At 60.3% G+C, this 19903-nt stretch carries 24 protein-coding genes and 1 pseudogene; 16 read left to right on the top strand and 9 right to left on the bottom strand.

The window, feature by feature from the left end; genetic code table 11:
• Positions 1-182 precede the first annotated feature (182 nt).
• Positions 183-455 carry a hypothetical protein gene (locus tag LB569_RS23790; RefSeq protein WP_224540359.1) on the top strand — a complete coding sequence of 91 codons (273 nt, stop codon included), beginning with the start codon at positions 183-185 and terminating at the stop codon, positions 453-455.
• Positions 456-587: 132 nt separating this feature from the next.
• Positions 588-1616, top strand: a complete 1029-nt coding sequence (locus LB569_RS23785) for an SDR family oxidoreductase (protein ID WP_210242281.1) — start codon at positions 588-590, stop codon at positions 1614-1616.
• Positions 1617-1648: 32 nt separating this feature from the next.
• On the opposite strand, the gene LB569_RS23780 is transcribed toward LB569_RS23785, so the two are convergent.
• Both LB569_RS23780 and LB569_RS23775 read right to left on the bottom strand, forming a co-directional pair.
• Positions 1649-2245, bottom strand: a complete 597-nt coding sequence (locus LB569_RS23780; protein WP_181173775.1) for a response regulator — start codon at positions 2243-2245, stop codon at positions 1649-1651.
• Between the two features lie 4 nt (positions 2246-2249).
• A complete protein-coding gene (locus LB569_RS23775) occupies positions 2250-2477 on the bottom strand; it encodes a hypothetical protein (protein WP_224694315.1) in 228 nt (75 codons plus the stop codon).
• Between the two features lie 98 nt (positions 2478-2575).
• Between LB569_RS23775 and LB569_RS23770 the strand changes: the two genes are divergently transcribed.
• The 3 genes from LB569_RS23770 (at position 2576) to LB569_RS23760 (ending at position 6454) form a co-directional block, all read left to right on the top strand.
• A complete protein-coding gene (locus tag LB569_RS23770) occupies positions 2576-5686 on the top strand; it encodes a CheR family methyltransferase (protein ID WP_224694314.1) in 3111 nt (1036 codons plus the stop codon).
• Entirely contained in the window at positions 5683-6060 is a 378-nt protein-coding gene (locus tag LB569_RS23765) for a response regulator (protein WP_224540368.1), read from the top strand. The genes LB569_RS23770 and LB569_RS23765 overlap by 4 nt, the downstream gene beginning before the upstream one ends.
• An 88-nt stretch (positions 6061-6148) precedes the next feature.
• Positions 6149-6454 (top strand): hypothetical protein, encoded by a 306-nt coding sequence (locus LB569_RS23760; protein ID WP_224694313.1) that lies wholly within the window; start codon positions 6149-6151, stop codon positions 6452-6454.
• 4 nt (positions 6455-6458) lie between these two features.
• On the opposite strand, the gene LB569_RS23755 is transcribed toward LB569_RS23760, so the two are convergent.
• Complete coding sequence (locus LB569_RS23755; protein WP_224694330.1) at positions 6459-7637, bottom strand: zinc-dependent alcohol dehydrogenase; 1179 nt, start codon at positions 7635-7637, stop codon at positions 6459-6461.
• Positions 7638-7756: 119 nt separating this feature from the next.
• The gene (locus LB569_RS23750) at positions 7757-8542 is read right to left on the bottom strand and encodes an SDR family NAD(P)-dependent oxidoreductase (RefSeq protein ID WP_224694312.1); all 786 of its coding nucleotides are present in this window, start codon (positions 8540-8542) and stop codon (positions 7757-7759) included.
• A gap of 345 nt (positions 8543-8887) precedes the next feature.
• On the opposite strand from LB569_RS23750, the gene LB569_RS23745 reads away from it, so the two are divergent.
• From LB569_RS23745 to LB569_RS23710, 8 genes are all read left to right on the top strand, one after another.
• Positions 8888-9154, top strand: a complete 267-nt coding sequence (locus LB569_RS23745) for a hypothetical protein (RefSeq protein ID WP_224694311.1) — start codon at positions 8888-8890, stop codon at positions 9152-9154.
• Positions 9151-9375 carry a hypothetical protein gene (locus tag LB569_RS23740; RefSeq protein ID WP_140708319.1) on the top strand — a complete coding sequence of 75 codons (225 nt, stop codon included), beginning with the start codon at positions 9151-9153 and terminating at the stop codon, positions 9373-9375. Before LB569_RS23745 ends, LB569_RS23740 begins: the two co-directional genes overlap by 4 nt.
• A gap of 267 nt (positions 9376-9642) precedes the next feature.
• The gene (locus tag LB569_RS23735; RefSeq protein ID WP_224540580.1) at positions 9643-10245 is read left to right on the top strand and encodes a diguanylate cyclase; all 603 of its coding nucleotides are present in this window, start codon (positions 9643-9645) and stop codon (positions 10243-10245) included.
• Between the two features lie 105 nt (positions 10246-10350).
• Positions 10351-10578 carry a hypothetical protein gene (locus LB569_RS23730; protein ID WP_181173776.1) on the top strand — a complete coding sequence of 76 codons (228 nt, stop codon included), beginning with the start codon at positions 10351-10353 and terminating at the stop codon, positions 10576-10578.
• 333 nt (positions 10579-10911) lie between these two features.
• Positions 10912-11367: a hypothetical protein gene (locus LB569_RS23725; RefSeq protein ID WP_224540376.1), complete on the top strand. Its 456-nt coding sequence runs from the start codon at positions 10912-10914 to the stop codon at positions 11365-11367.
• The gene (locus LB569_RS23720; RefSeq protein WP_318013139.1) at positions 11364-12584 is read left to right on the top strand and encodes an NRAMP family divalent metal transporter; all 1221 of its coding nucleotides are present in this window, start codon (positions 11364-11366) and stop codon (positions 12582-12584) included. The genes LB569_RS23725 and LB569_RS23720 overlap by 4 nt, the downstream gene beginning before the upstream one ends.
• The gene (locus LB569_RS23715; protein ID WP_224540380.1) at positions 12584-12943 is read left to right on the top strand and encodes a hypothetical protein; all 360 of its coding nucleotides are present in this window, start codon (positions 12584-12586) and stop codon (positions 12941-12943) included. The genes LB569_RS23720 and LB569_RS23715 overlap by 1 nt, the downstream gene beginning before the upstream one ends.
• A gap of 2 nt (positions 12944-12945) precedes the next feature.
• Complete coding sequence (locus tag LB569_RS23710) at positions 12946-13278, top strand: hypothetical protein (RefSeq protein WP_224694309.1); 333 nt, start codon at positions 12946-12948, stop codon at positions 13276-13278.
• A gap of 29 nt (positions 13279-13307) precedes the next feature.
• Here LB569_RS23710 and LB569_RS23705 read toward each other — a convergent pair whose 3' ends face one another.
• On the bottom strand, positions 13308-13637 hold the full coding sequence (locus LB569_RS23705; RefSeq protein WP_140708327.1) for a hypothetical protein: 330 nt from the start codon (positions 13635-13637) through the stop codon (positions 13308-13310).
• A 54-nt stretch (positions 13638-13691) separates the two neighbouring features.
• Positions 13692-13943 carry a DUF982 domain-containing protein gene (locus tag LB569_RS23700; RefSeq protein ID WP_224694308.1) on the bottom strand — a complete coding sequence of 84 codons (252 nt, stop codon included), beginning with the start codon at positions 13941-13943 and terminating at the stop codon, positions 13692-13694.
• Between the two features lie 290 nt (positions 13944-14233).
• Between LB569_RS23700 and LB569_RS23695 the strand changes: the two genes are divergently transcribed.
• Both LB569_RS23695 and LB569_RS23690 read left to right on the top strand, forming a co-directional pair.
• A complete protein-coding gene (locus tag LB569_RS23695; RefSeq protein WP_140708331.1) occupies positions 14234-14977 on the top strand; it encodes a DUF4142 domain-containing protein in 744 nt (247 codons plus the stop codon).
• Positions 14978-14998: 21 nt separating this feature from the next.
• Positions 14999-15598 carry a general stress protein gene (locus tag LB569_RS23690; RefSeq protein ID WP_140708333.1) on the top strand — a complete coding sequence of 200 codons (600 nt, stop codon included), beginning with the start codon at positions 14999-15001 and terminating at the stop codon, positions 15596-15598.
• 216 nt (positions 15599-15814) lie between these two features.
• Here LB569_RS23690 and LB569_RS23685 read toward each other — a convergent pair.
• The 3 genes and pseudogenes from LB569_RS23685 to LB569_RS23675 form a co-directional block, all read right to left on the bottom strand.
• Positions 15815-16017: pseudogene (locus LB569_RS23685) on the bottom strand (ferritin-like domain-containing protein); the annotation flags it as partial.
• Between the two features lie 234 nt (positions 16018-16251).
• Positions 16252-17415 carry a UDP-galactopyranose mutase gene (glf, locus tag LB569_RS23680; RefSeq protein ID WP_224694307.1) on the bottom strand — a complete coding sequence of 388 codons (1164 nt, stop codon included), beginning with the start codon at positions 17413-17415 and terminating at the stop codon, positions 16252-16254.
• Between the two features lies 1 nt (position 17416).
• Positions 17417-18589, bottom strand: coding sequence for a glycosyltransferase (locus tag LB569_RS23675; RefSeq protein ID WP_224540391.1), 1173 nt, complete (start codon positions 18587-18589; stop codon positions 17417-17419).
• A gap of 358 nt (positions 18590-18947) precedes the next feature.
• On the opposite strand from LB569_RS23675, the gene LB569_RS23670 reads away from it, so the two are divergent.
• A complete protein-coding gene (locus LB569_RS23670) occupies positions 18948-19865 on the top strand; it encodes a hypothetical protein (protein ID WP_224694306.1) in 918 nt (305 codons plus the stop codon).
• Positions 19866-19903: the final 38 nt, after the last annotated feature.

The raw sequence follows: 19903 nt of genomic DNA, 5'->3' as shown, positions 1-19903 counted from the left end.
CGAACTTTTCGGCAAAAGGTTTGTTCCCTGTGCTTCAACAAAGTTCCCCTCGCGGGGCTTCGAACCAAGGCGCGTATCGCCGTCGGCCACGATGACTGGAACATTGCCGCCGGTGTGCTGTTAGGGCGCCCGGCACCTGCCATGACGCCAATGGGCGAGGCCGATGATCAAAGGAGGTTTCGATGTCGCAGTCCGAGACGACCACCAATCATGACGAAATTCGCAAATGGGCCGAGGAGCGCGATGGCCGACCGGCAGTGGTCCGCACCAAAGGCGAGGGCGGTATCTTGCGGATCGACTTCGGCGAGCCAGAGGAAGCATTCGAGCCCATCGATTGGGACGAGTTCTTCCGGATTTTCGACGAGAATGACCTAGCCTTCCTTTATCAGGCCAAGACCAGCGACGGAAAGGCCAGCCGCTTCAACAAATTCATTGAGCGCGATCGCAAGGACTGAGAACGCCAGCCCGGCGGCTTGCCGGTGGCAGAAAATCTTGACATGCGCTGGAACAATCGATGGCCCCGTTGCTTCGGGCTGGGCCGGAACAGCGATCCGGGCAGGATCAGCCACCTGAACACGGAGTTACAGATGACGGACGATCGCAACCCGCAGCCCGCGGATCCATCCCGGCGCAAGTTGGTTGGCGGCATGGCGACAGGCGTACTGGCGGCTCTTGCAACTCCCGCGCAGGTGCAACAGGCCAGTGCCGCGAGCAATGCCGCGGTCGCTGCGCCGCCTCGGAAGCAGGATCCGACGACGCAATATCCACAACCGCCCTTTAAACCTCAGCAGCAGCAATGGCCGGGGCTTGCCGGCAAGATGGATCCGCGGCCCGATCATGGCGAGAAGAGCTACAAGGGGTCAGGCCGCCTCGCCGGTCGCAAGGCTCTCATCACGGGCGGCGATTCCGGCATGGGGCGTGCGGCGGCCATAGCGTTTGCCCGCGAGGGAGCCGACGTTGCATTCGGCTATCTGCCGGCTGAAGAGCCCGATGCCAGGGAAGTTGTCCAATTGATCGAGGCGGCCGGGCAAAAAGCGGTGCCCCTGCCGGGCGATATTCGCGACGAGGCGTTCTGCAAGAAGCTGGTCGATGACGCCGCCACGCAACTCGGCGGCCTCGACATATTGGTCAGCAATGCAGCGCGCCAGCATCCTCAGAAGGACCTTGCCGACATTACCACCGAAGCGTTCGACTGGACTTTCAAGACCAATGTCTATGCCATGTTCTGGATCACCAAGGCCGCCCTCAGGCACATGGACCCGGGGTCTTCGATCATTATCACCAGTTCGGTCAATGCCTATGATCCGGACGAGTCGCTCGTCGACTACGCCATGACCAAGGCTTGCGGAATGAACTTCACCAAGAGCCTTGCCAAGCAGGTGGCCAAGAAGGGCATTCGCGTCAATGCGGTGGCTCCAGGCCCGATCTGGACGCCCTTGCAGCCGAGCGGCGGACAATTTCCCGACAAGCTGCCGCAGTTCGGGTCCGATACGCCGATGGGCAGGCCAGGACAACCCGGCGAACTGGCCTCGATCTACGTGCTGCTGGCGTCGCAGGAAGACAGCTACGCCACGGGACAGGTCTACGGAGCAGTGGGCGGGCGCGGCGGCCCTTAAGCGATTGGTCGAACCTCGGGCCGGGAGCAAAATCAATGCATGAGGTCTGCGCCGCGGGCTTTCGCCACCTCTCGCATGATGTCGTTGAGCCAGTTTTCGGTGGACTGGCCAAGCTGCCTCTGGTCGATGGTGCGAATCGCTTGCTCGAGTGTCCTCTCGACCAGCCGGTCCGATGCGTTGACGTCTCCCAGCAGAAGACGCGCCGCGAGGCGCAGTTTGGGCAAGAGGGTGAAGACGTCATCTGGCGGAGGGAGCACGGAGATGCCCGCTTGTTCAGATGCCTTGGGCGGAAAAAGGGCATTGAACACGGCCTTGCTGCCCGAAGCTTTTCGCAAGTTGCTGACGTAGCGGAGATGTTCGGGAATGGCGATGTCGTTGTCGCCGCTGAAGAACACGAAGGGAATGCCGCGGCGCATCAACTTATCCGCTATCGGGAACACGCGCCGGCCGTTGAGATTGACATCAAGGATCGCGGCCTCGGCCTGGTCGGTGTGTTCGGAAGCCTGCTCGACGGTTGCAGCGGGGCCAAGGATGATCGCGCCCATGTTGCTGAAAAATCGTGCGAGATCTCCCGCCATCGTCCATTCGTCTTCGACAATCAGAATACGCAGCCCTCGCAGATCGCGCACGTCGTCATCCTTTCTTCGAATGGAGTTTAGGATGGAGAGGAGGCCCTTCCAATTTTCTGTCATCCAACGCCGCCTGCAATCGTTTCGCAAGCACCAGCATGCGATCCGGGACGGGCCCATCGAGACCTTCGATTAATCGAGGCGCTCCCGGCACGGTCGGTCCCAGGATTTTCAAGCCAGCAGATCGCTTTGTCATTGAACCACCACGGATATTGGGGTCAACGTCATCCATGCTGTCTTGTTCCATCGGCCTCGCGCGCTATATGGTCGTGTCCTGTCCGATCCGACATTGAGAGACTTCATGTCGGTCGGGCGAAAGGGGGACATGCCGTGACAGCCCGATCAACCAAGTTCCCCATCGTCGGCATCGGTGCGTCCGCGGGTGGTATTCCCGCAATGGAAGGGCTTTTCAAGGGCATCACCGGTCGGCCCGGCATGGCGTTCGTGATCATCACGCATCTCAGTCCCAAGCGCAACAGCCTGCTGCACGAGGTCATCGACCGCTACACCGAGATGCCTGTCGTGGTGGTCGAGGACGGCGTGGCTGTTGAACCCGGCCACGTCTATGTGATGCCGGAAAACGTCACTCTGGTCATCGAGGATGGCATGCTGCACCTGCGGCGGCCTCACGGGCTAACCCAAGAGCGCAAACCCATCGACATCTTCTTCAGCGCACTGGCCGAAGACCAGGGCGAATACGCGGTCGGCGTGGTGCTGTCGGGAGGTGATTCCGATGGAACCTTGGGCGCCAAGGCCATCAAGGAGCGGGGCGGGCTCACCGTTGCGCAAACGCCCGACGGCTACGGTCCGCGCAATCCCGACATGCCGCAGAGCGCAATTGCCAGTGGGCTCGTCGATGTTGCCGTGCCTGCCGAGGAGATTGGGGCGAAGCTCGAGGCTTACGCCCGCGGTTTCGACTCGTTGGACGGGCTGATGAACGAAGAGGACGACCATACGGCCGACATGGATGAGGTCCGCGAACAGATATACGGCATTTTGCGCAGCCACTCCGGCCACGACTTTTCAGGCTATAAAACCAAGACATTCCTGCGCCGGATCAAGCGGCGCATGCAGATCGCCCAGCTCCAGTCCATCAACGCCTATATCGACTGGCTGAAGAAGGACCCTCGCGAGGTGATGAACCTGTTTCGCGATCTGCTGATCAATGTCACCAACTTCTTTCGCGATCCCGATGCGTTCGAATTGCTGGAAAAAAAGATCGTCCCGCGGCTGTTCGAGGGCAAGACCGCGACTGATACGGTGAGGGTCTGGGTTCCCGGCTGCGCCACCGGCGAAGAGGTGTTCTCGATCGGCATCCTGTTGCGTGAACACATGGAAACGCTTTCGGCCGTACCGCGCGTCCAGATATTCGCCACTGACATAGATGAGCCGGCCCTGGCGGTGGCGCGCGCCGCACGCTATCCCGAGGCCCTGATGCAGGGTCTTTCCCCGGAACGCAAACAGCGGTTTTTCAACGGCGATGGCGAAAGTTACGTCATCAGCAACGAGATCCGGGAACTGTGCATCTTCTCGCCGCACAGCGTCATCCGCGATCCCCCCTTCTCGCGCATGGATCTGGTTTCGTGCCGAAACCTCCTGATCTATTTCGGTCCTGCCATTCAAAGCCGCGTTCTTCCTGTCTTCCACTATTCGCTGAAGCCAGGTGGCTATCTTTTCCTCGGCACGTCCGAAAGCGTCGGGCAGCACGAAAACCTGTTTGCCACCGTCGACAAGAAACATCGCCTCTTCCAGGCACGGGAGCATGCCTCGCCGCATATCAGGCTGCCGGCCCTGATCGGCGATACGCATTCCGGCGTCTTTCCCGCCGAAGCCGCCGGCTTGAAGAAGGGAGCAGCCGGCTATCCGCTGCGCCAGGCGGTTGAGGCGCAGGTGCTGGAGCGGTTCGCGCCGCCGCATGTCCTCGTCAACGCCGAGGGCGACGTCGTCTACTATTCGGCCAGGACCGGCAGATACCTCGAAGCGCCGCAAGGCATCCCCAGCCGGCAACTGCTGACGATGGCGCGCCGTGGGCTTCGCCTGGACCTGCGCGCCGCATTGAGGGAGGCGACGACGACACGCCGCACCGTGGTGCGGGACAATCTCGCCGTCGAGGAAGAAGACGAACGCGTGCAACCGATCAGGCTGACGATCGAACCCTTGGCCGAAAGGGGCAATGGTGAGCCGCTTTACCTTGTCCTCTTCGAGCCGTCGGGCCCGACCCAGGCCCGATCCGATGAGGGCGATGGCAGCCGTGACAGCGATACCACCGCCGATCTCGAGCGGGAACTGCGCGATACAAGAGAGCGTCTCCAATCCACCATAGAGGAATACGAGACCGCCCTCGAAGAGGTGAAATCGTCGAACGAGGAGCTCGTCTCCGTCAATGAGGAGGCGCAATCCACCAATGAGGAGCTTGAAGCGTCCAAGGAAGAGATGCAGTCGCTCAACGAAGAGCTCAACACGATCAACGCGGAGTTGACCAGCAAGATCGACGAGCTCGATCATGCAAACAGCGATCTGCGCAACCTGTTCGAAAGCACCGAGATCGCGACGATTTTCCTCGACCGCAGCCTTGTGGTGCGAACCTTCACGCCGGCGGCCTCGTCCTTCTTCAGCCTGCGCCCCTCCGACGTCGGCCGGCCGTTGACGGATCTTTCGAGCCAGCTCGATTATCCCGAGTTGAAGCAGCACATCGACAAGGTGTTCGAGACAGGCGAGACTCTGAACCATCATCTTGCGCGCGATGCGCGGGGCCTGTTTCACATGGTCCGCATCAACCCTTATCGTGACAAAGGCAATCGGATACAGGGCGTCGTGGTGACGCTGGTCGACGTTACTACCCTGGCGCGGGCGGAAGAGCATCAGCAGGTGCTCATCTCGGAACTCAACCATCGCGTCAAGAACATGCTGGCGGTGATCGCCAGCATCGCCAATCGCACGCGAGACAGTTCCGATACGAAGGAAGCGTTCGCGGACGCGCTGATCGGCCGGCTGCACGCCATGTCCCGGGCCTACGGACTGCTGACCCGCGAGAGGTGGAAGGAGGCTTCGGTCAAGGAATTGCTCCATCAGGAACTCGAACCGTTCGGCATCGAACGTATCGAACTCGATGGCGACGACGTAAAACTTGGCCCGCAACAGGGGCTTTCTCTCAGCATGGCGATCCATGAACTGGCCACCAATGCGGCCAAGTATGGCGCCTTGTCCAAGCCCCGAGGCAAGATCGGCGTCAGATGGGCGATGGATGGCGAGAGTTTCACGCTTGGCTGGCGCGAAAAGGACGGCCCTCCCGTCAAGGAGCCGTTGCACAACGGCTTTGGCCTGAACCTTTTGAAAGGAGAAATCGGCTACAGGCTCGGCGGCCATGTCGAGACCTCCTTCCACAAGGACGGTCTTGAGGTCCAGATCGCTTTTTCGGCAAACCATGGGGACGCACCGTGAGCGAAAGACCGCGCGTTCTGGTGGTCGAGGACGAATGGCTGATCGCGGAGGACGTCGCGTCCGACTTGCGTGCGGCGGGCTATCCTGTGGTCGGCCCTGTTTCGTCGGTTGCCGCCGCGCTTCGGCTTGTCGAGGCGGACAAGGTCGACATGGCATTGCTGGACATTCAACTCAACGGCGAAACGAGCTTGCCGGTCGCTGAGATATTGATGGCTCGCGGCACACCGTTCGCGTTTGTAACGGGTTTTGGGGAGCGCGATGTTCCGGCCCCGTTTCGAAACTGCAAATTCGTGGCAAAACCCGCAAGCGAAGCTGCCATACTCGCTGCGGTCGCGGGCCTGGCATCATCGCCTCGCGCAACCAAGAGATCATGACATAGGGACCACCCGTCGCGATCAATCCAGCGGCTTGCCGGTAGGCCGGGGTGTGGTGCCCGCCTGGCGCGGCCGACCGGAATTTCGGTTGGCGACCGGATTGTCCAATGGAACGCTCGACGGGCGCGACGCGCCTGCGGTCTTTGGCGTCGGCGGCTTTGCGCCGGCATCCGTGTCGCTGGCATCCCTCCTCGGGTGCGGCAAGCCCTCTGTGTTCGGTGACCGGACGGCGGGTTTCGAGATGGAATCTTCCTTGGCCATGATGGTTCCTTTCATGAAAACGGCAAACATCTCATCGGCAGGGTCAATCGCCGGCGCGATTGAAAGTTCCGCAACCGCGACGGCACCGACCCGTCAAGGTGAGGGCACGAGCGAAGATGAAGCGCCCCGATGAATTCTCAGCCATGCGGCCGCATGACCACCTTGATGCAGCCGTCCTGCTTGTCGCGAAACGCCTTGTAGAGATCGGGTCCGGCTTCAAGGTCGGCCCTGTGCGTGATCACGAAGGATGGATCGATCTCGCCGGTCTGGACCTTGGCCAAAAGCGGTTCGAGATACCGTTGCGTATGGGTCTGGCCCATGCGGAATGTCAGGCCTTTGTTCATCGCGGCGCCAAAGGGGATATGATCGACGAGGCCGATATAGACGCCGGGGATCGAAATGGTGCCACCCTTGCGGCAACAGTAGATTGCTTCGCGCAGCACATGCGGCCTGTCGGTGCCGAGGAACGCAGCCGCCTTGACCTTGTCGAGCATGGAGTCGGCGCTGGCGCCGGCATCGGCCTCGGTGCCGACGCAATCGATGCAGCGATCCGGGCCGCGGCCATCGGTCATCGCCATCAGCGCGTCATAGATGTTGGAATTGCTGAAATCGAGTGTCTCGGCCTTGCCGTGTTCGCGAGCCATGGCAAGTCGTTCCGGAACCTTGTCGATCGCGATGACGCGCCCGGCGCCGAGCATCCAGGCGCTCTGGATGGCGAATTGACCGACCGGACCGCAGCCCCAGATCGCGACCGTGTCACCCGGCTCGATGCCGGCGTTCTCGGCCGCCATGTAGCCGGTCGGAAAGATGTCGGAAAGAAACAGCACCTGCTCGTCGTCCATGCCTTCCGGCACCTTGATCGGGCCGACATCGGCGAATGGGACGCGCAGATATTCAGCCTGGCCGCCCCAATAGCCGCCGACCAGATGCGAATAGCCGAACAGGCCGGCCGGCGATTGTCCCATCACCTCGGCCGCTTGCTTGGCATTGGGATTTGACCGGTCGCAAAGCGAGAACAGCCCCTTCTGGCAAAACCAGCACTCGCCGCACGAAATGTTGAAAGGCACCACGATGCGATCGCCCTTCTTGAATTTCGAATGGCCGCGGCCGACCTCCACGACCTCTCCCATGGTCTCGTGTCCAAGCACATCACCCGATTCCATGGTCGGCATGTACCCGTCCATCAGATGCAGATCGGAGCCGCATATGGCACAGCAGGTAACCTTGATGATGACGTCACGGTCATCCTCGATGGTCGGATCCTGCACCTGATCGCAGCGTATGTCGCCTTTGCCGTGCCATGTGAGGGCTTTCATCATGTTGCTCCTGAGTTGGACGTTCTGAAATATCGGTAGTGCCGGTTCTTTCGGACGAAGTGGCGGTCACTGGTCCGCGATCCCTCAACTGGCTGGCGATCTGTCTCGGCAGCGGAAGATCAGTCCTTGGATGCCGAACCCGGCTCGGCCATTTTGCGGTGCTGTTCAGCCAGAGTGCCCGCCGGAGTGACGTGCGCGGCCGCGACCTGCAGCTTGTTCTTCCAGCCGCTGATCACTTGTTCCTCGCCAGCCATCATGGCGTCGTAGCCGGTTCTGGCCACGTCGGCCGGATTGTCCTTCTCGTCGGTGCCGACCTTGGTATCCATCATCTCGGCGCGTTCGAAGAACCGTGTCTGCGTAGCGCCGGGCATCAGCACCGTGACCGTGACGCCGGTGTCCCGCATCTCATGACGCAGCGCGATCGAGAAGGAATCGATGAACGCCTTGGTGCCGTTGTAGACCGCCTGGAAGGTGCCGGGCATGAAGCCGGCAATCGATCCGGTGAACAGAATCCGGCCACGGCCGCGGCGTGCCATCCTGGCGCCGAGTTCATGCGCGAGGTAGACCGTGCCGGTAATGTTGGTGTCGATGACGCGGCGAACTTTCTGCCAATCCTGGTCGATGAAGCCGTCGCCAAGTCCGCGTCCGGCGTTCAGGAACAGAAGGTCGATGTCGCGATCGCCGATCCGTGTGATGAGTTGATCGACGCCCTCGACGGATGCCAGATCGGCCTCGATGGCTTCAACCATTACATTATGCGAAGCCAGAGCCTCGGCCGCCTGTTGGACCGCAGGTTCGTCGGCGGCTATGACCAGGTCGTAGCCGTCCTTTGCGCATAGTCTGGCAAGTTCCTTGCCGATGCCGCTCGATGCGCCCGTCACCACGGCCAGCTTTGCATTGGTCATCGTGTTCTCCGAAGTTCGTTCCGGCCGAACCAGCGGGGTGCCCGATTGTTCCGTGCGGTAAGGTCGGTTTGCTGGCTGTCCGTCGCAGGTAATCTCCGATGTGCTTTCGGGCGTGAACAACGCGAAGATGGCGACGTGGAACAACTGGCCTCGATGCAGGTTCGGGGCCGTGCGGCGTCGTCGCTCCCCTTGTTTGACGCCGCGCGATCGGGTTCCCCTCAGCCTGATCAGCCCGCGCGCTCCCCGGCCGGGAGCCGCGGGCTTTCCGTGTCGCCACGGTCATGTTTCGAATCAGCTGGAACAACCTCCCCGTTCGGCAGTTCGGCGCGCAGGAGGAAGCGCCAAATGCACTATGCCGATGAAATCGCGCTCAGGCGCGTGAAGATGCTGGTGGAACAATATGTTCTCGCCAGAAGCAGGAGGTATGATTTCGTGTCAACCGAGCTGGCGTGCAGGGCCATCCGCCAGGTGGTCCGCAGCCCTATCGAAGATACGGAACTGGATCATCTGCTGGCCCGAAGTGCGGTCAAACAGGGGCTTTCCGTACGGTTCGACCGTATAAGTCACTTGTCGGCTGCTTTACCCGAACTCATTGAGGAAACGTCAGCATGAGAGCCTTGTGGTCACTGTGTGCGGCGTCGGCGTTGCTTGCCTTGGCGGCGTGCAACAACAATGCCGACCCCGTCAAATCCAAGACGGATACGATGAACAGCCAGCCGGTGGACAAGAATCCCAAGACGGATACCAATCCGACACCACAGACAAGTACTGGCGGGGACCAGCAAGGCACCCAGCCGACGCAGCCGGCATCGCCCAAACCGTCTGGCGGTTAGGATTGGCGGCGTTGCTGGTCCAACTTCGTGACGACGGCGAGAACCTTGGAGCCGCGCATGAGGCGAACTGCAAAGCGACGTGTCCTGTCTGGTGGTCTCAGCCAATAATCCTGACCGGACCGACTTCGCGGCCGGAACGTGAGCCTTCTTGCGCGATGCCAGAGGGGCACCAGCGGATTGAGCTCTGGATAGTAGCCGGCGCAATTGCCGCAGCTTGGCTCAGCAGGGTCGTTATCTTCACAAGAACGCAGACGAGGGGGTGTTGCTGTGCTGTCGGATCCCACCGTTCTGATCCTGATGTATTTTCTTCTCCCGGTTTGGTTGGTCGCCGGTTTTGCCGACTGGCTCTGCCATCGCGCTTCGCATATCGAATCGACCACGGGCGCCAAGGAATCGTTGATCCATCTCCTAATGTTCGCCGAGGTCGGCATACCGCTACTCGCTGCCATGTTCCTCGACGTGAACGCCCTGGTCATAGCCATCATGATCGTCACCTTCTTCATTCACGAAGCGACGGCGATGTGGGACGTGCGCTACGCCACTACGGCGCGCACGGTGACGCCGATCGAGCAGCATGTGCACAGCTTCCTGGAGATGATCCCGCTGATGGGGCTGGTCAGCGTCGTGTCCCTCCACTGGGGACAGTTCCTCGCGCTGTTCGGGGCAGGACAGGAAACCGCGCGCTTCGACATCGCCTGGAAATCGCAGCAGCTCCCGGTGAGCTATATCCTATGCGTCATGGCCGTGATCCTGCTTTTCGAATTGCTCCCTTATCTGGAAGAATTCGTCAGGGGGTTACGTGCCAATGCCGGCAGGCTGATTCCGGCGAAAGCCAGACGAAACGACCCGGGCCAGACGACCTTGCGGTGAAGCACTCGTCTTGAACGATGCCCAACCGCCACGGCACCTGCGTCGCGGAACATCTCCGCCGGACCGACCATTATCAGAGCGGGAGAGCAGACATGGAGTGTGGTGATGGGCATCCTTTCCGATCTGGACAAGAAGCTGACCGACAATATGTATGAGCATGGCAGTGAACTCACCGACGCGGTTTCGGATCTGCCACGGGCGGTCGTTGAAACCGTTGACCGGCTGATGCCTTTCATTCAGCCCGAAGCGCGTGAGGCAGTGAGAAGTCAGGTTCTTGGCCTGGTTCACGAATACAGAATCGAGAACCCTTCAGGCTCGGCCGCGCAGGATTAGCCGTTCTGGTCTATCGCGTGAGTCGCCGGTTGGCTCCCGCGGTCGTTGCCCGGTCTATGACTGCCAAACCACAACCAAGCCGCGATGATTACGACCGCCACGACCGCTATCCGGATCAGGACGGGCTGACGTCGGCCCACCGCTCCTCCTGCTCAATCCTACAAGCCAACCTTTGTTCCCCATGAGTTGCTTTCCGTCGTGGCCAGCGGTTCCCTGTCACGATTCTTCTTGCGATCGGCACCCGTGCGGTCGGCCTCGATTGACGGGCACTCGGGGCACGCTAGATCAATTCATGCCGACCAGGTTTGTTTCGGCTGCAGGGAGATTATTCTTGTGGTGCATCCGGCTTTGACCTTCAGTGGCCGTGATCTCAGGCTGGATTATCTGTGCGCCATGGTGCTTCTGGGCGTTTCGGCGGGATGCTCGTCTTCCGAACGGATCGAACAGCAATCACAAACGGCGGCCTCTGCCGCACAGACCGTGTCGATGGTGCTCGATGCGTGGAGAAGCGGGGCGGCGCCGTCCGCATACACAGCCGGCACGCTGCAATCCGTCGGCAAGACGCTGGCCGATGCCGAGGCGCAAATCCGATCGGCCGGAGCGACCGAACCTGCCGAGCAAGCTGCCTTGGCGACAGCGGTTAAGGGTCTGTCGGTCGCAGTGGCTCGCGCCGAAGCGGGATTGCAGGCGGGCGATCGAACGGAGGTCCAAAATGCAAAGCAGGACCTTCGGCTGGCCTCGCGCTCGCTGGCCACCGCCTATGCAGAATATTTCGCGCCGAAGCCATGAAGAAGCTCGTGGAAATATCGCTCGGCGTCGTCACCAGCGTTGGCGGCTTCCTCGAAGTCGGATCAATGGCGACGGCCGCCCAGGCGGGTGCGACCTTCGGTTTCCAGTTGATCTGGGCCGTGGTCCTCGGCACCATCTGCATCATCTTTCTGGTGGAGATGGCCGGCCGGTTCGCGGCTGTGAGCCATCACACGATCTGCGACGGCATCCGCGAAAGATTCGGCTTCAACGTCTTTGTGTGGCCGTTGCTTGCCACTTTGCTGCTCAGCCTCATGGTGCTCTCCGCCGAGATCGGCGGCGTTGCCATCGCACTCGAATTTGCCACCGGCATAGGCTTCAGTTGGTGGGCGCTGCCGGTGGCCATTTTGGCATGGCTGCTGCTCTGGAAAGGTACGTTCGGTTTCATCGAGAAAGGTGTGTCGATCCTCGGTCTGGTAACATTGTGTTTCGTCGTCGCGGCCGTGATGCTGAAGCCCGACTGGACAGCGGTCGCAGCTGGTGCCGTGCCTTCGCTGCCGGCCCACGATGCCGCCAATTACTGGTTCATGGCGGTCAGCATTCTCGGCGCCTCGATATCGCCGTACCTGTTCATGTTCTATTCTTCGGGGGCCATCGAGGACCAGTGGGACAAAAGCTATCTCGGCGCCAATCGGGCCATAGCGGGACTGGGGATGACTTTCGGCGGCACCATCTCGGTCGGCGTGCTGATCGTGGCCGCTCTCGTGCTGGCGACGCAGGGCATCAACCAGGTGGACGATTATCATCAAATGCCATTGATGCTGATCCCGGTATTCGGCTTTTGGGGTTTCGTCCTGTTCGTAGCCTCTCTCGCCGTTGCCTGCTTCGGCGCTGCGCTCGAAGTCGGGCTGCAACAGGCTTACCTCGTGGCTCAAGGTTTCGGCTGGACATGGGGCGAGGATCGCAAGCCGCGCGACAATCCAGGCTTCAGCGCGGTGTACACGGTATCGTTGTTTCTTGCCGCTATACCCATCATGCTTGGTCTCGATCCGCTGAGGCTCACCATCTTTTCCATGGCTCTGACGGCGGCCAGCCTGCCGCTGACCGTGGTTCCGTTCCTGTTTCTGCTGAACGACAAACGCTACGTCGGCGAGCATCGCAACGGCATTCTTTCCAACGCCGCAGTCATCTTCATCATCGCCCTCGGCTTTGTGCTGGCCGTGGTCACGATCCCGCTGCAGATACTCGGAGGCACATGATGAAATTGCTGCGTGATCTGCTGGACAAGCAGGTGGTCGATCGCGAACAGGTCAAGATCGGCAAGGTCGACGGGCTGGTGGCGGAGCTGCGGCCAGGCAAGCCGCCAAGGATCGTTGCGATTGAACTGGGCTCCATCACGTTGGCGCGTCGCCTCGGTACATGGCCTGGCCGACGAATGGCGCAACTCGCGGCAAGGCTGGGTGGCAAGCGCCATGGCGAGCCGCATCGGATCGCCTGGCACAAGGTGAAGGATATCGGTATCGACATAGAGTTCGATGTGGATGTGCGTCAGACGTCGATCTTTGCCTGGCAGGACTGGCTGCGCGACCGTGTCATCGGACGCATTCCGGGAGCTTGACGATGACCATGGTAAACCTCGAACATCTGGCCGGGCGACGCGTGCTTTCGCAGCGGGGCAAGAGTATCGGCTATATCGAGGAAATCCGCGCCGAACCGGATGGCGACGATTTCGTCGTTACCGAATTCCACGTCGGCATCTACGCCGCTTTCGAACGTCTTTCGGCCTCGGCTATAGGTGTGGCGGTGCTTGATCTTTTCCGGTTGCGCCGCCGCGATGGTCTATACCGAATCCCTTGGGACAAGCTCGACATCTCCGACCCTGCGCGGCCGCGCCTGCTGTGCCCGATGACTGAACTTTCCATCATGAAGAGCGCGCCCGATTTTCGCGACTAGGTCGTCGCTTCGGATGGTCGTGAACTTTTTCAGCGCAGCATGCTGGCGAGCAGAAACACCGCTGCCGCAACCAAAACGACGGCCGCGATGATTAACAGCGGCCAGTTGCTTTGAGGCCGTAATTCCGGTTCGCTTTCGACCGGCAGCATCGCGTTGGCGAAGCTGGCCTCGTTCTCGAATTTTGGCCGGCGGGAACGTGGCGGGTCTGCTTCAGTGGTCGGATTTCTAGTGTCAGCCGCCTCGGCGTCGGTTTCCAACGGAGCAACGGAGGGATCGAAGCCCGGCGTTTTGTCCTGCGTGGTTCCCGCCTGAATCTCACCTCTGGCAGAGGCAGGTGTGGGGTTTGAAATCTTGGCCATGACCTCTCTCCTTCGAACCATACTCTGCCAGATCCGCGGCGGTGGTTTGCAAGGCTAGATGTGCTCGAGCAGAATCCTGGCGTCCCTAGCCGCAACGATGAACGCCTGTCTTGCGACCTTGGCAGGCTTTTCGCCACGCATCACGGCAAGGCATGCCTTGATCGCGGCAAGACGCATTTCGGATTTCGGCTTTGGCCAGTCCCGCAGCAGCACTTCGGCGGCATCGGACACAGAGACCACGACCCTGTCGCGGTCGATGCGGCCAGGTTGAATGGTGATCGGCTTTCTAAAGTGGCCCGTACGCACATGCCCCTCCAATACCTGCCCCGTGGTCTACAAATCCTGCCCGAGTAGGCCGAGGCGCGCAGACCGGCCTCCAACGCCGCGATCGTCGATTTGTTCCAGCGTATCCGGCGTTGGAGTGGCGGCGTCCCGAAGCCACTCGTTTCCATGGTTGCTTTTTTCCCCCACGCCCGGCGGCTCTTCACGGATTGTGGCGCTGCTGGTCGGCCGGCGTGTCGTCTCGATGGGGAACAAAGCGCATCCTGTCTTGTTAGGACGCAACGCAAATTTGCTCACTGACAAGGACAAAGCTGATGAAAACGCAATATCTTCTCGCATCTCTCGCAGTTGCTTCCGTCGCTTTTGCAATGCCTGCATTTGCTGCCGACAGCGCGCAGGATTTTGTCGACAAGGCCGCCGTCGGCGGCAAGTTCGAAGTCGACTCGAGCCAGATTGCCCTGGACAAGGCCCAGGACCAGCGCATCAAGGATTTTGCCCAGATGATGATCCGGGACCACGGCGCAGCCAATGCCAAGCTGGAGGCGGTCGCGGGCCAGCAGAAACTGAAAGTACCGCCGGCGCTCGATGCCAAGCACCAGGGCGATCTGGACAAGCTCAAGAACGCCCAGGCGCCGATCGATCCGGCCTATGTCGACGCGCAGCGCAAGGCACATGACGAGGCCGTCAAGCTGTTTGAAGATTATGCCAGCGGCGGTGACAACGCCGCGCTCAAGACTTTCGCCCAGGAAACTGTGGGGACGCTGAAGATGCACCAGCAGACGATCGAAAAGATCGCCGCCGGGCAAGATGCCGTCACAGGAGCGACAACGCCGGCGGCGAAGACCGACAACACTGCCAACGCCGCCGCTCTCGTTCCCGGCGCGAACAGCTTCACCGAAGCCCAGGCCAAGAGCCGAATCGAGGATGCGGGCTATTCAAACGTGTCGAAGCTTACCAAGGACGATCAGGGCATCTGGCGCGGCCAGGCGGCCAAAGGAGGCGAAAACCTCAACGTTGGGCTCGACTACCAGGGCAACGTCGTTGCCGCAAGCAAGTGAGCATGGATCAGGAGAAATCACATGAAGACTGTAACCGGACTGTTCGACAATTATGAAGACGCGGCCGATGCGGTCGGCGAGCTTGAAGCGACGGGAGTTCCGCATTCCAATATCAGCATCGTCGCCAACAACTCGGACGACTGGTATGACGCAAACCGTTCCGAGGCCGCCGAGGATGCGGGGAGCGGTGCGGGAATCGGCGCGGTGATCGGCGGTGCCGGTGGCCTGCTCACGGGACTGGGCATCATGGCCATTCCGGGCGTCGGCCCGGTGGTCGCGGCCGGATGGCTCGCCGCCACCGCCGCCGGGGCGGTTGCCGGTGCCGTGGCTGGCGGAGCAGCCGGCGGCATTATCGGCGCTCTGACGGAGTCGGGCGTGTCCGAGCGGGATGCACACGTGTATGCGGAAGGTGTACGCCGCGGGGGCACCTTGGTGACGGCCAAGGTGGAGGACGAACTCGTGCCGAATGCCGAGGAGATTTTGGGTCAATCCCGATCGGTCGATGTGGCTGAACGCCGCAGAATGTACGAGGCCGACGGCTGGACCGGTTTCGATGCCGATGCAGGCGAATACGTACCCGAAGTTGATCGCGACGACGGCCGCGCAATCAATCGGCCTTAAGGCGAATTCCGTCTCTCTGGCTGCGACGGTCGCGCCAGAGGTGGGAATAATAGGGTCTGATCCTACTGCGAAACTGGAATACAGTAATCGATCTGCGCAAATTCGTTCAGCGACGAATGCACCCACCTGCACGACCGAACCATGGAAGCGGCGACGACGTCGTTGTCCGACCGGCGGCCGAAAATCGCCCGGCGACCTAGCGCCGGGCGATTTCACCTAGGCGGCTTGCTCCAAGGCGCGCTCATTCACACCGCCTTCGCTTAAACTGGAAAGCGCTTCATCCGTCGCCACCTCGTCTTTCAGTGTCTCATTGAGGAGTTTGACGATATCGCTTTTGCCAAGCTGTTCCGCCCAGGCAATCAACGTGCGTATTTCGCGATTTCATAAAGCCCAACTGCTTGGGCGGCGCCGACCAGCCCACCGTGGTGTAGCTAAGGCCCAACTTTCCATGTGGGCTGTTGTCCCTGCGAGCGAAGCGTTCTAACCACGCGTTCGGCTGCATCATCGTCGAGCCCGTCGCCGGTGTCGAATTCGTCAAGTCTCCCGCCGTCGAACCCCACTAGCGATGGCTCAAACGGCGTGGATCGCTTCTCTCTGGAATAGAGCCGATCATGCCTTCGGACACGTGATTGCACGGCAATTGCGCCCAATCTCTAGCTCCCGTGTGCAGACGAGCTTAGTGAGAGATCCGCCAACGGCGCCTCTCTCGTGCTCGTCCATTCGGGGACACTTTTTTGGATGCGGGCGAAAGTGGCCAGAGCCTGTCCGACCACCTGATCCATGTTGTAGTAGCGGTATGTTGCCAGGCGGCCGACAAACCATACGTCGGGACAAGTTGCGGCGAGCGCTTCATAGCGCTTGTACAGTGCTTCGTTTTCGGCGCGCGGCACCGGGTAATACGGATCCCCGATATTCGTGGGATATTCGTACGTCAGGCTGGTCCGCGAGTTCTGCTGGCCGGTCAGATGTTTGTATTCCGTGATGCGAGTGTAATCTTGCGTCTGCGGATAATTGACGACGGCGACCGGCTGAAACTGCTCGCAGTCCAGTGTAACGTGCTCGAAACGCAGCGAGCGATAGGGAAGATGCCCGAGCTGCCACTCGAAATATTCGTCGATTGGGCCAGTATAGATCATGCGCCTGAACGGAATCTTCTCACGAATTTCACGAAAATCGGTCTGCAGCATGATCTTGATGTTCGGATGATCGAGCATGCGTTCGAACATCCTTGTGTATCCGCCGGCCGGCATTTTCTGGAAGCTGTCGCTGAAATAGCGGTCATCATGGTTGGTCCTGGTCGGCACCCGTGCGGTCACCGATTTGCTCAGTTGACCGGGATCGACGCCCCATTGCTTCCTTGTGTAGCCACGGAAAAATTTCTCATAGAGCTCGCGGCCAACCGTGCTGACAACGACGTCCTCGGCCGTGCGAACGTCTTCTACCGTCTCGCGTCGCGACGCAAAGAATTCCTCCAACTGCGCCGAGGTCAGGTCCAGCTCATAAAGGCGGTTGATCGTGTCGAGATTAATCGGGATGGGAACGAGCTTCCCGTCCACCGCCGCCAACACCCTGTGCTCGTATGAGCGCCATTCGGTGAACTGCGACAGGTAGTCCACGATGGCTTGGCTGTTGGTGTGGAAGATATGCGGACCGTAGCGGTGGATCAGGATGCCGGCTTCGTTGTAGCAATCGTACGCGTTGCCGCCTACATGGCCGCGGCGATCGACAAGCAGGACGCTCTCGTGACGCTGCGAGGCTATTCGTTCGGCAAGCACGCTGCCGGCAAAACCTGCTCCGACGACCAGCCAATCGAACATGCTATGCGCTCCTGCGAAGAGGGATGACTTTCTTGCGTTCATGGGCGCGCTCGATGTGACCTGCCATGGCATTCCATGTTCGCTCCCAGGAGGTGTCCGCAAGGTAGGCGTCGACTTGCTGCAGGAGCATCTGACGCGGTCGCGAAAGGGCCGAGCGGAGTTTGGTTTCCAGATCATCGCTATCGGCGATTTCCACAAGTCCAGCAGCGCCGTAGCTGCGCACCACATCGACGATTGCCGTCGAGACTACTGGCAGCCCCGCCGCCAGGAATTCCGGCGTCTTGGTCGGGCTGATGAACCGGGTCGCTTCGTTGAGCGCGAACGGCATCCAGCCGGCATCCCAATGGCGCAGATAGTCGGGCAGGTCGCAGTAGGCTTTCCCGCCCAGCCAGTGAAGATTATCCGCCTGCGGCAGGCTAGCAGGGTCGATCTTGACCACCGGGCCGAGCATGACGAAATGGACGTCGGGCATGGCGTCCGCCGCCTGAGCCACAAGACTGACGTCCAGCCGCTCGTCAATGACACCGAAATAACCCACCCTGGGGTGAGGAATGTCGGCTTGATCGACTGGGTCTTTTCCCGGCTTCCTGGCCTTGTGAAAGTGGTTCACATCGATGCTGCTTGGAAAAGGATAGATCGCGTGATGCAGGTGGCGCTTGGTCTCGAACAGGCTCAGGCCGCCGGTGAAAACGAGATCGGCACGGTTCAGAAGCGCCTTTTCCATCTGCCCCAGTTCGGGCGGCGCATTCTTGAACGCCGAGAGTTCGTCCATACAATCATAGACGCATATGTCCGGCTCGAGGTACTCCGTGAAACGAAGAGCCATCGGCGTGTAATACCAAGCGATCAGTCGGCTGTGCGGCATGGAAGCGATTGTCTGCTGAACAAATCTCCGCTGCGCGGCATCTGCCTTCGCGGCCGACGTGCCGACCGGGAGCACTGGTGTCGCAATCAGAATGTTTGGCGAGACCTCGCTCGTCCGCAATAGCGGCTGCGAAAGTTCTTCGAAGAGAGGTTCTTCAAAGTAGACAACCCTCTGCTGCATGGATGCGAGGGTGAGGAGATGCTGCGGGCGCTGATGAACGAAATTCCACCTTAAGTGAGAGAAGCAAACCAGTAGATTTTGCCTGCCAGCCTGTTTACTGACGGTTACCCTGCCCAAGGCTGCTTCCATTGAGATATTCCTTTTATAGACGGTCGTTTGTGTTGCGAATAACATTTGTTAATCGCGGATGAGGGAGAACTAGACTTCGGTTTCAGCTCCTAACTTTCGGGCAGGTGAGTTGTTCCAAGGTGAAAAGAAGAGCCTCGGTCGCCGCTTGGCCGGACGAATGCAAAGCGCTGGCTGTGCGGAGGCAGACTGGCTGCGTTAAATGGCGGGGTCATCGAAACTGCCCCCGAACAGGTTTGCTGGTGGAGAACCGCCTTTGCCGTATTTGTGTTGAACTTGCTGGCTATAAAATGTGCCACACCAATTTGATTCGCCTGCGGCATGGGGCGGGTTCGGGGCAAGGGCAAATTCCGGGGCTAAGATGAAGATCGACTTCGATACCAACGTGTTTCCGCTGTTTCATCCGCAAAGCGTGGATGACCTCAAGGACCCATGTCCCGTCTTCGATGGCAGGCTGTGGCATGTCTTCGGCTCAAGCGGGACGGTGACGACCGAGACGTGGAGGATCCTGCATGCAACGGCGCCCGACCTTTATGGGCCTTGGACCGAGCATGAAGCAATCGAGCTTCCCATCAACGGGACGGGGGTCGCGGCTCCTGGCGTCATTCACGAAAGTGGCGTCTTCCACATGTTCATCCAGACCGAATTCATGAAGTCCGGCGGCCGCTGCGAGCACGCGGTTTCCAATGACGGCTTCCATTGGGTGGTTCTCAGCCCGGCCATTCTTGCGATCCCCGATACCGAGGAGGATGGCATCTACGATCCGCATCCGGCGGTCATTGGTGGCAAGCGCTATCTCGTTTACTCGGCCATGCCGAAATTCAACAGGGTGCCGCAGCCCGACATCTATCTCGCACGCAGCCAATCGGACTCGTGGTTCGGTCCGTGGAAGCGGATCGGCAAGATCCTCGATCACACTGATGTTCCTCATCACAATACGAGAGAGGACCCCGACTATGAATGGGGCATTGAAGGTGCGCAACTGGTCGAGTTGCCAGATGGCCGCGTGCTTCTGAACGCCACTTGCTTCTTGCCAAACGGCCTTCGTGGGAACCGGCAGCGGGTATTTTTCGCCATCGCTGACGAGGTTGCCGGACCTTACGTGTCGATTGGCCCGGTGCTCGAACCGGGCCAGCCAGGCGAGAATGGTCATTCAACGGTGATGATCGAAGGCAGCCAGCTTTCCCTGTTTTACCAGAGCCGGGTTGCCGCGACCGATCACCGGTGGCGTTATGGCTTGGCCAGATGTGACGTAGCCCTGTTTTCCAAGGTTGCCTGATCCCGGGCTGCCGGCCGGCAGGACCACCTCGAACGGCC

The sequence above is a fragment of the Mesorhizobium sp. BH1-1-4 genome, from assembly GCF_020165665.1.
In the GTDB taxonomy this organism is placed as follows: domain Bacteria; phylum Pseudomonadota; class Alphaproteobacteria; order Rhizobiales; family Rhizobiaceae; genus Mesorhizobium.
Note: the sequence above shows the minus strand (reverse complement) of the source record. Positions and strands in the feature narration are given on the sequence as shown.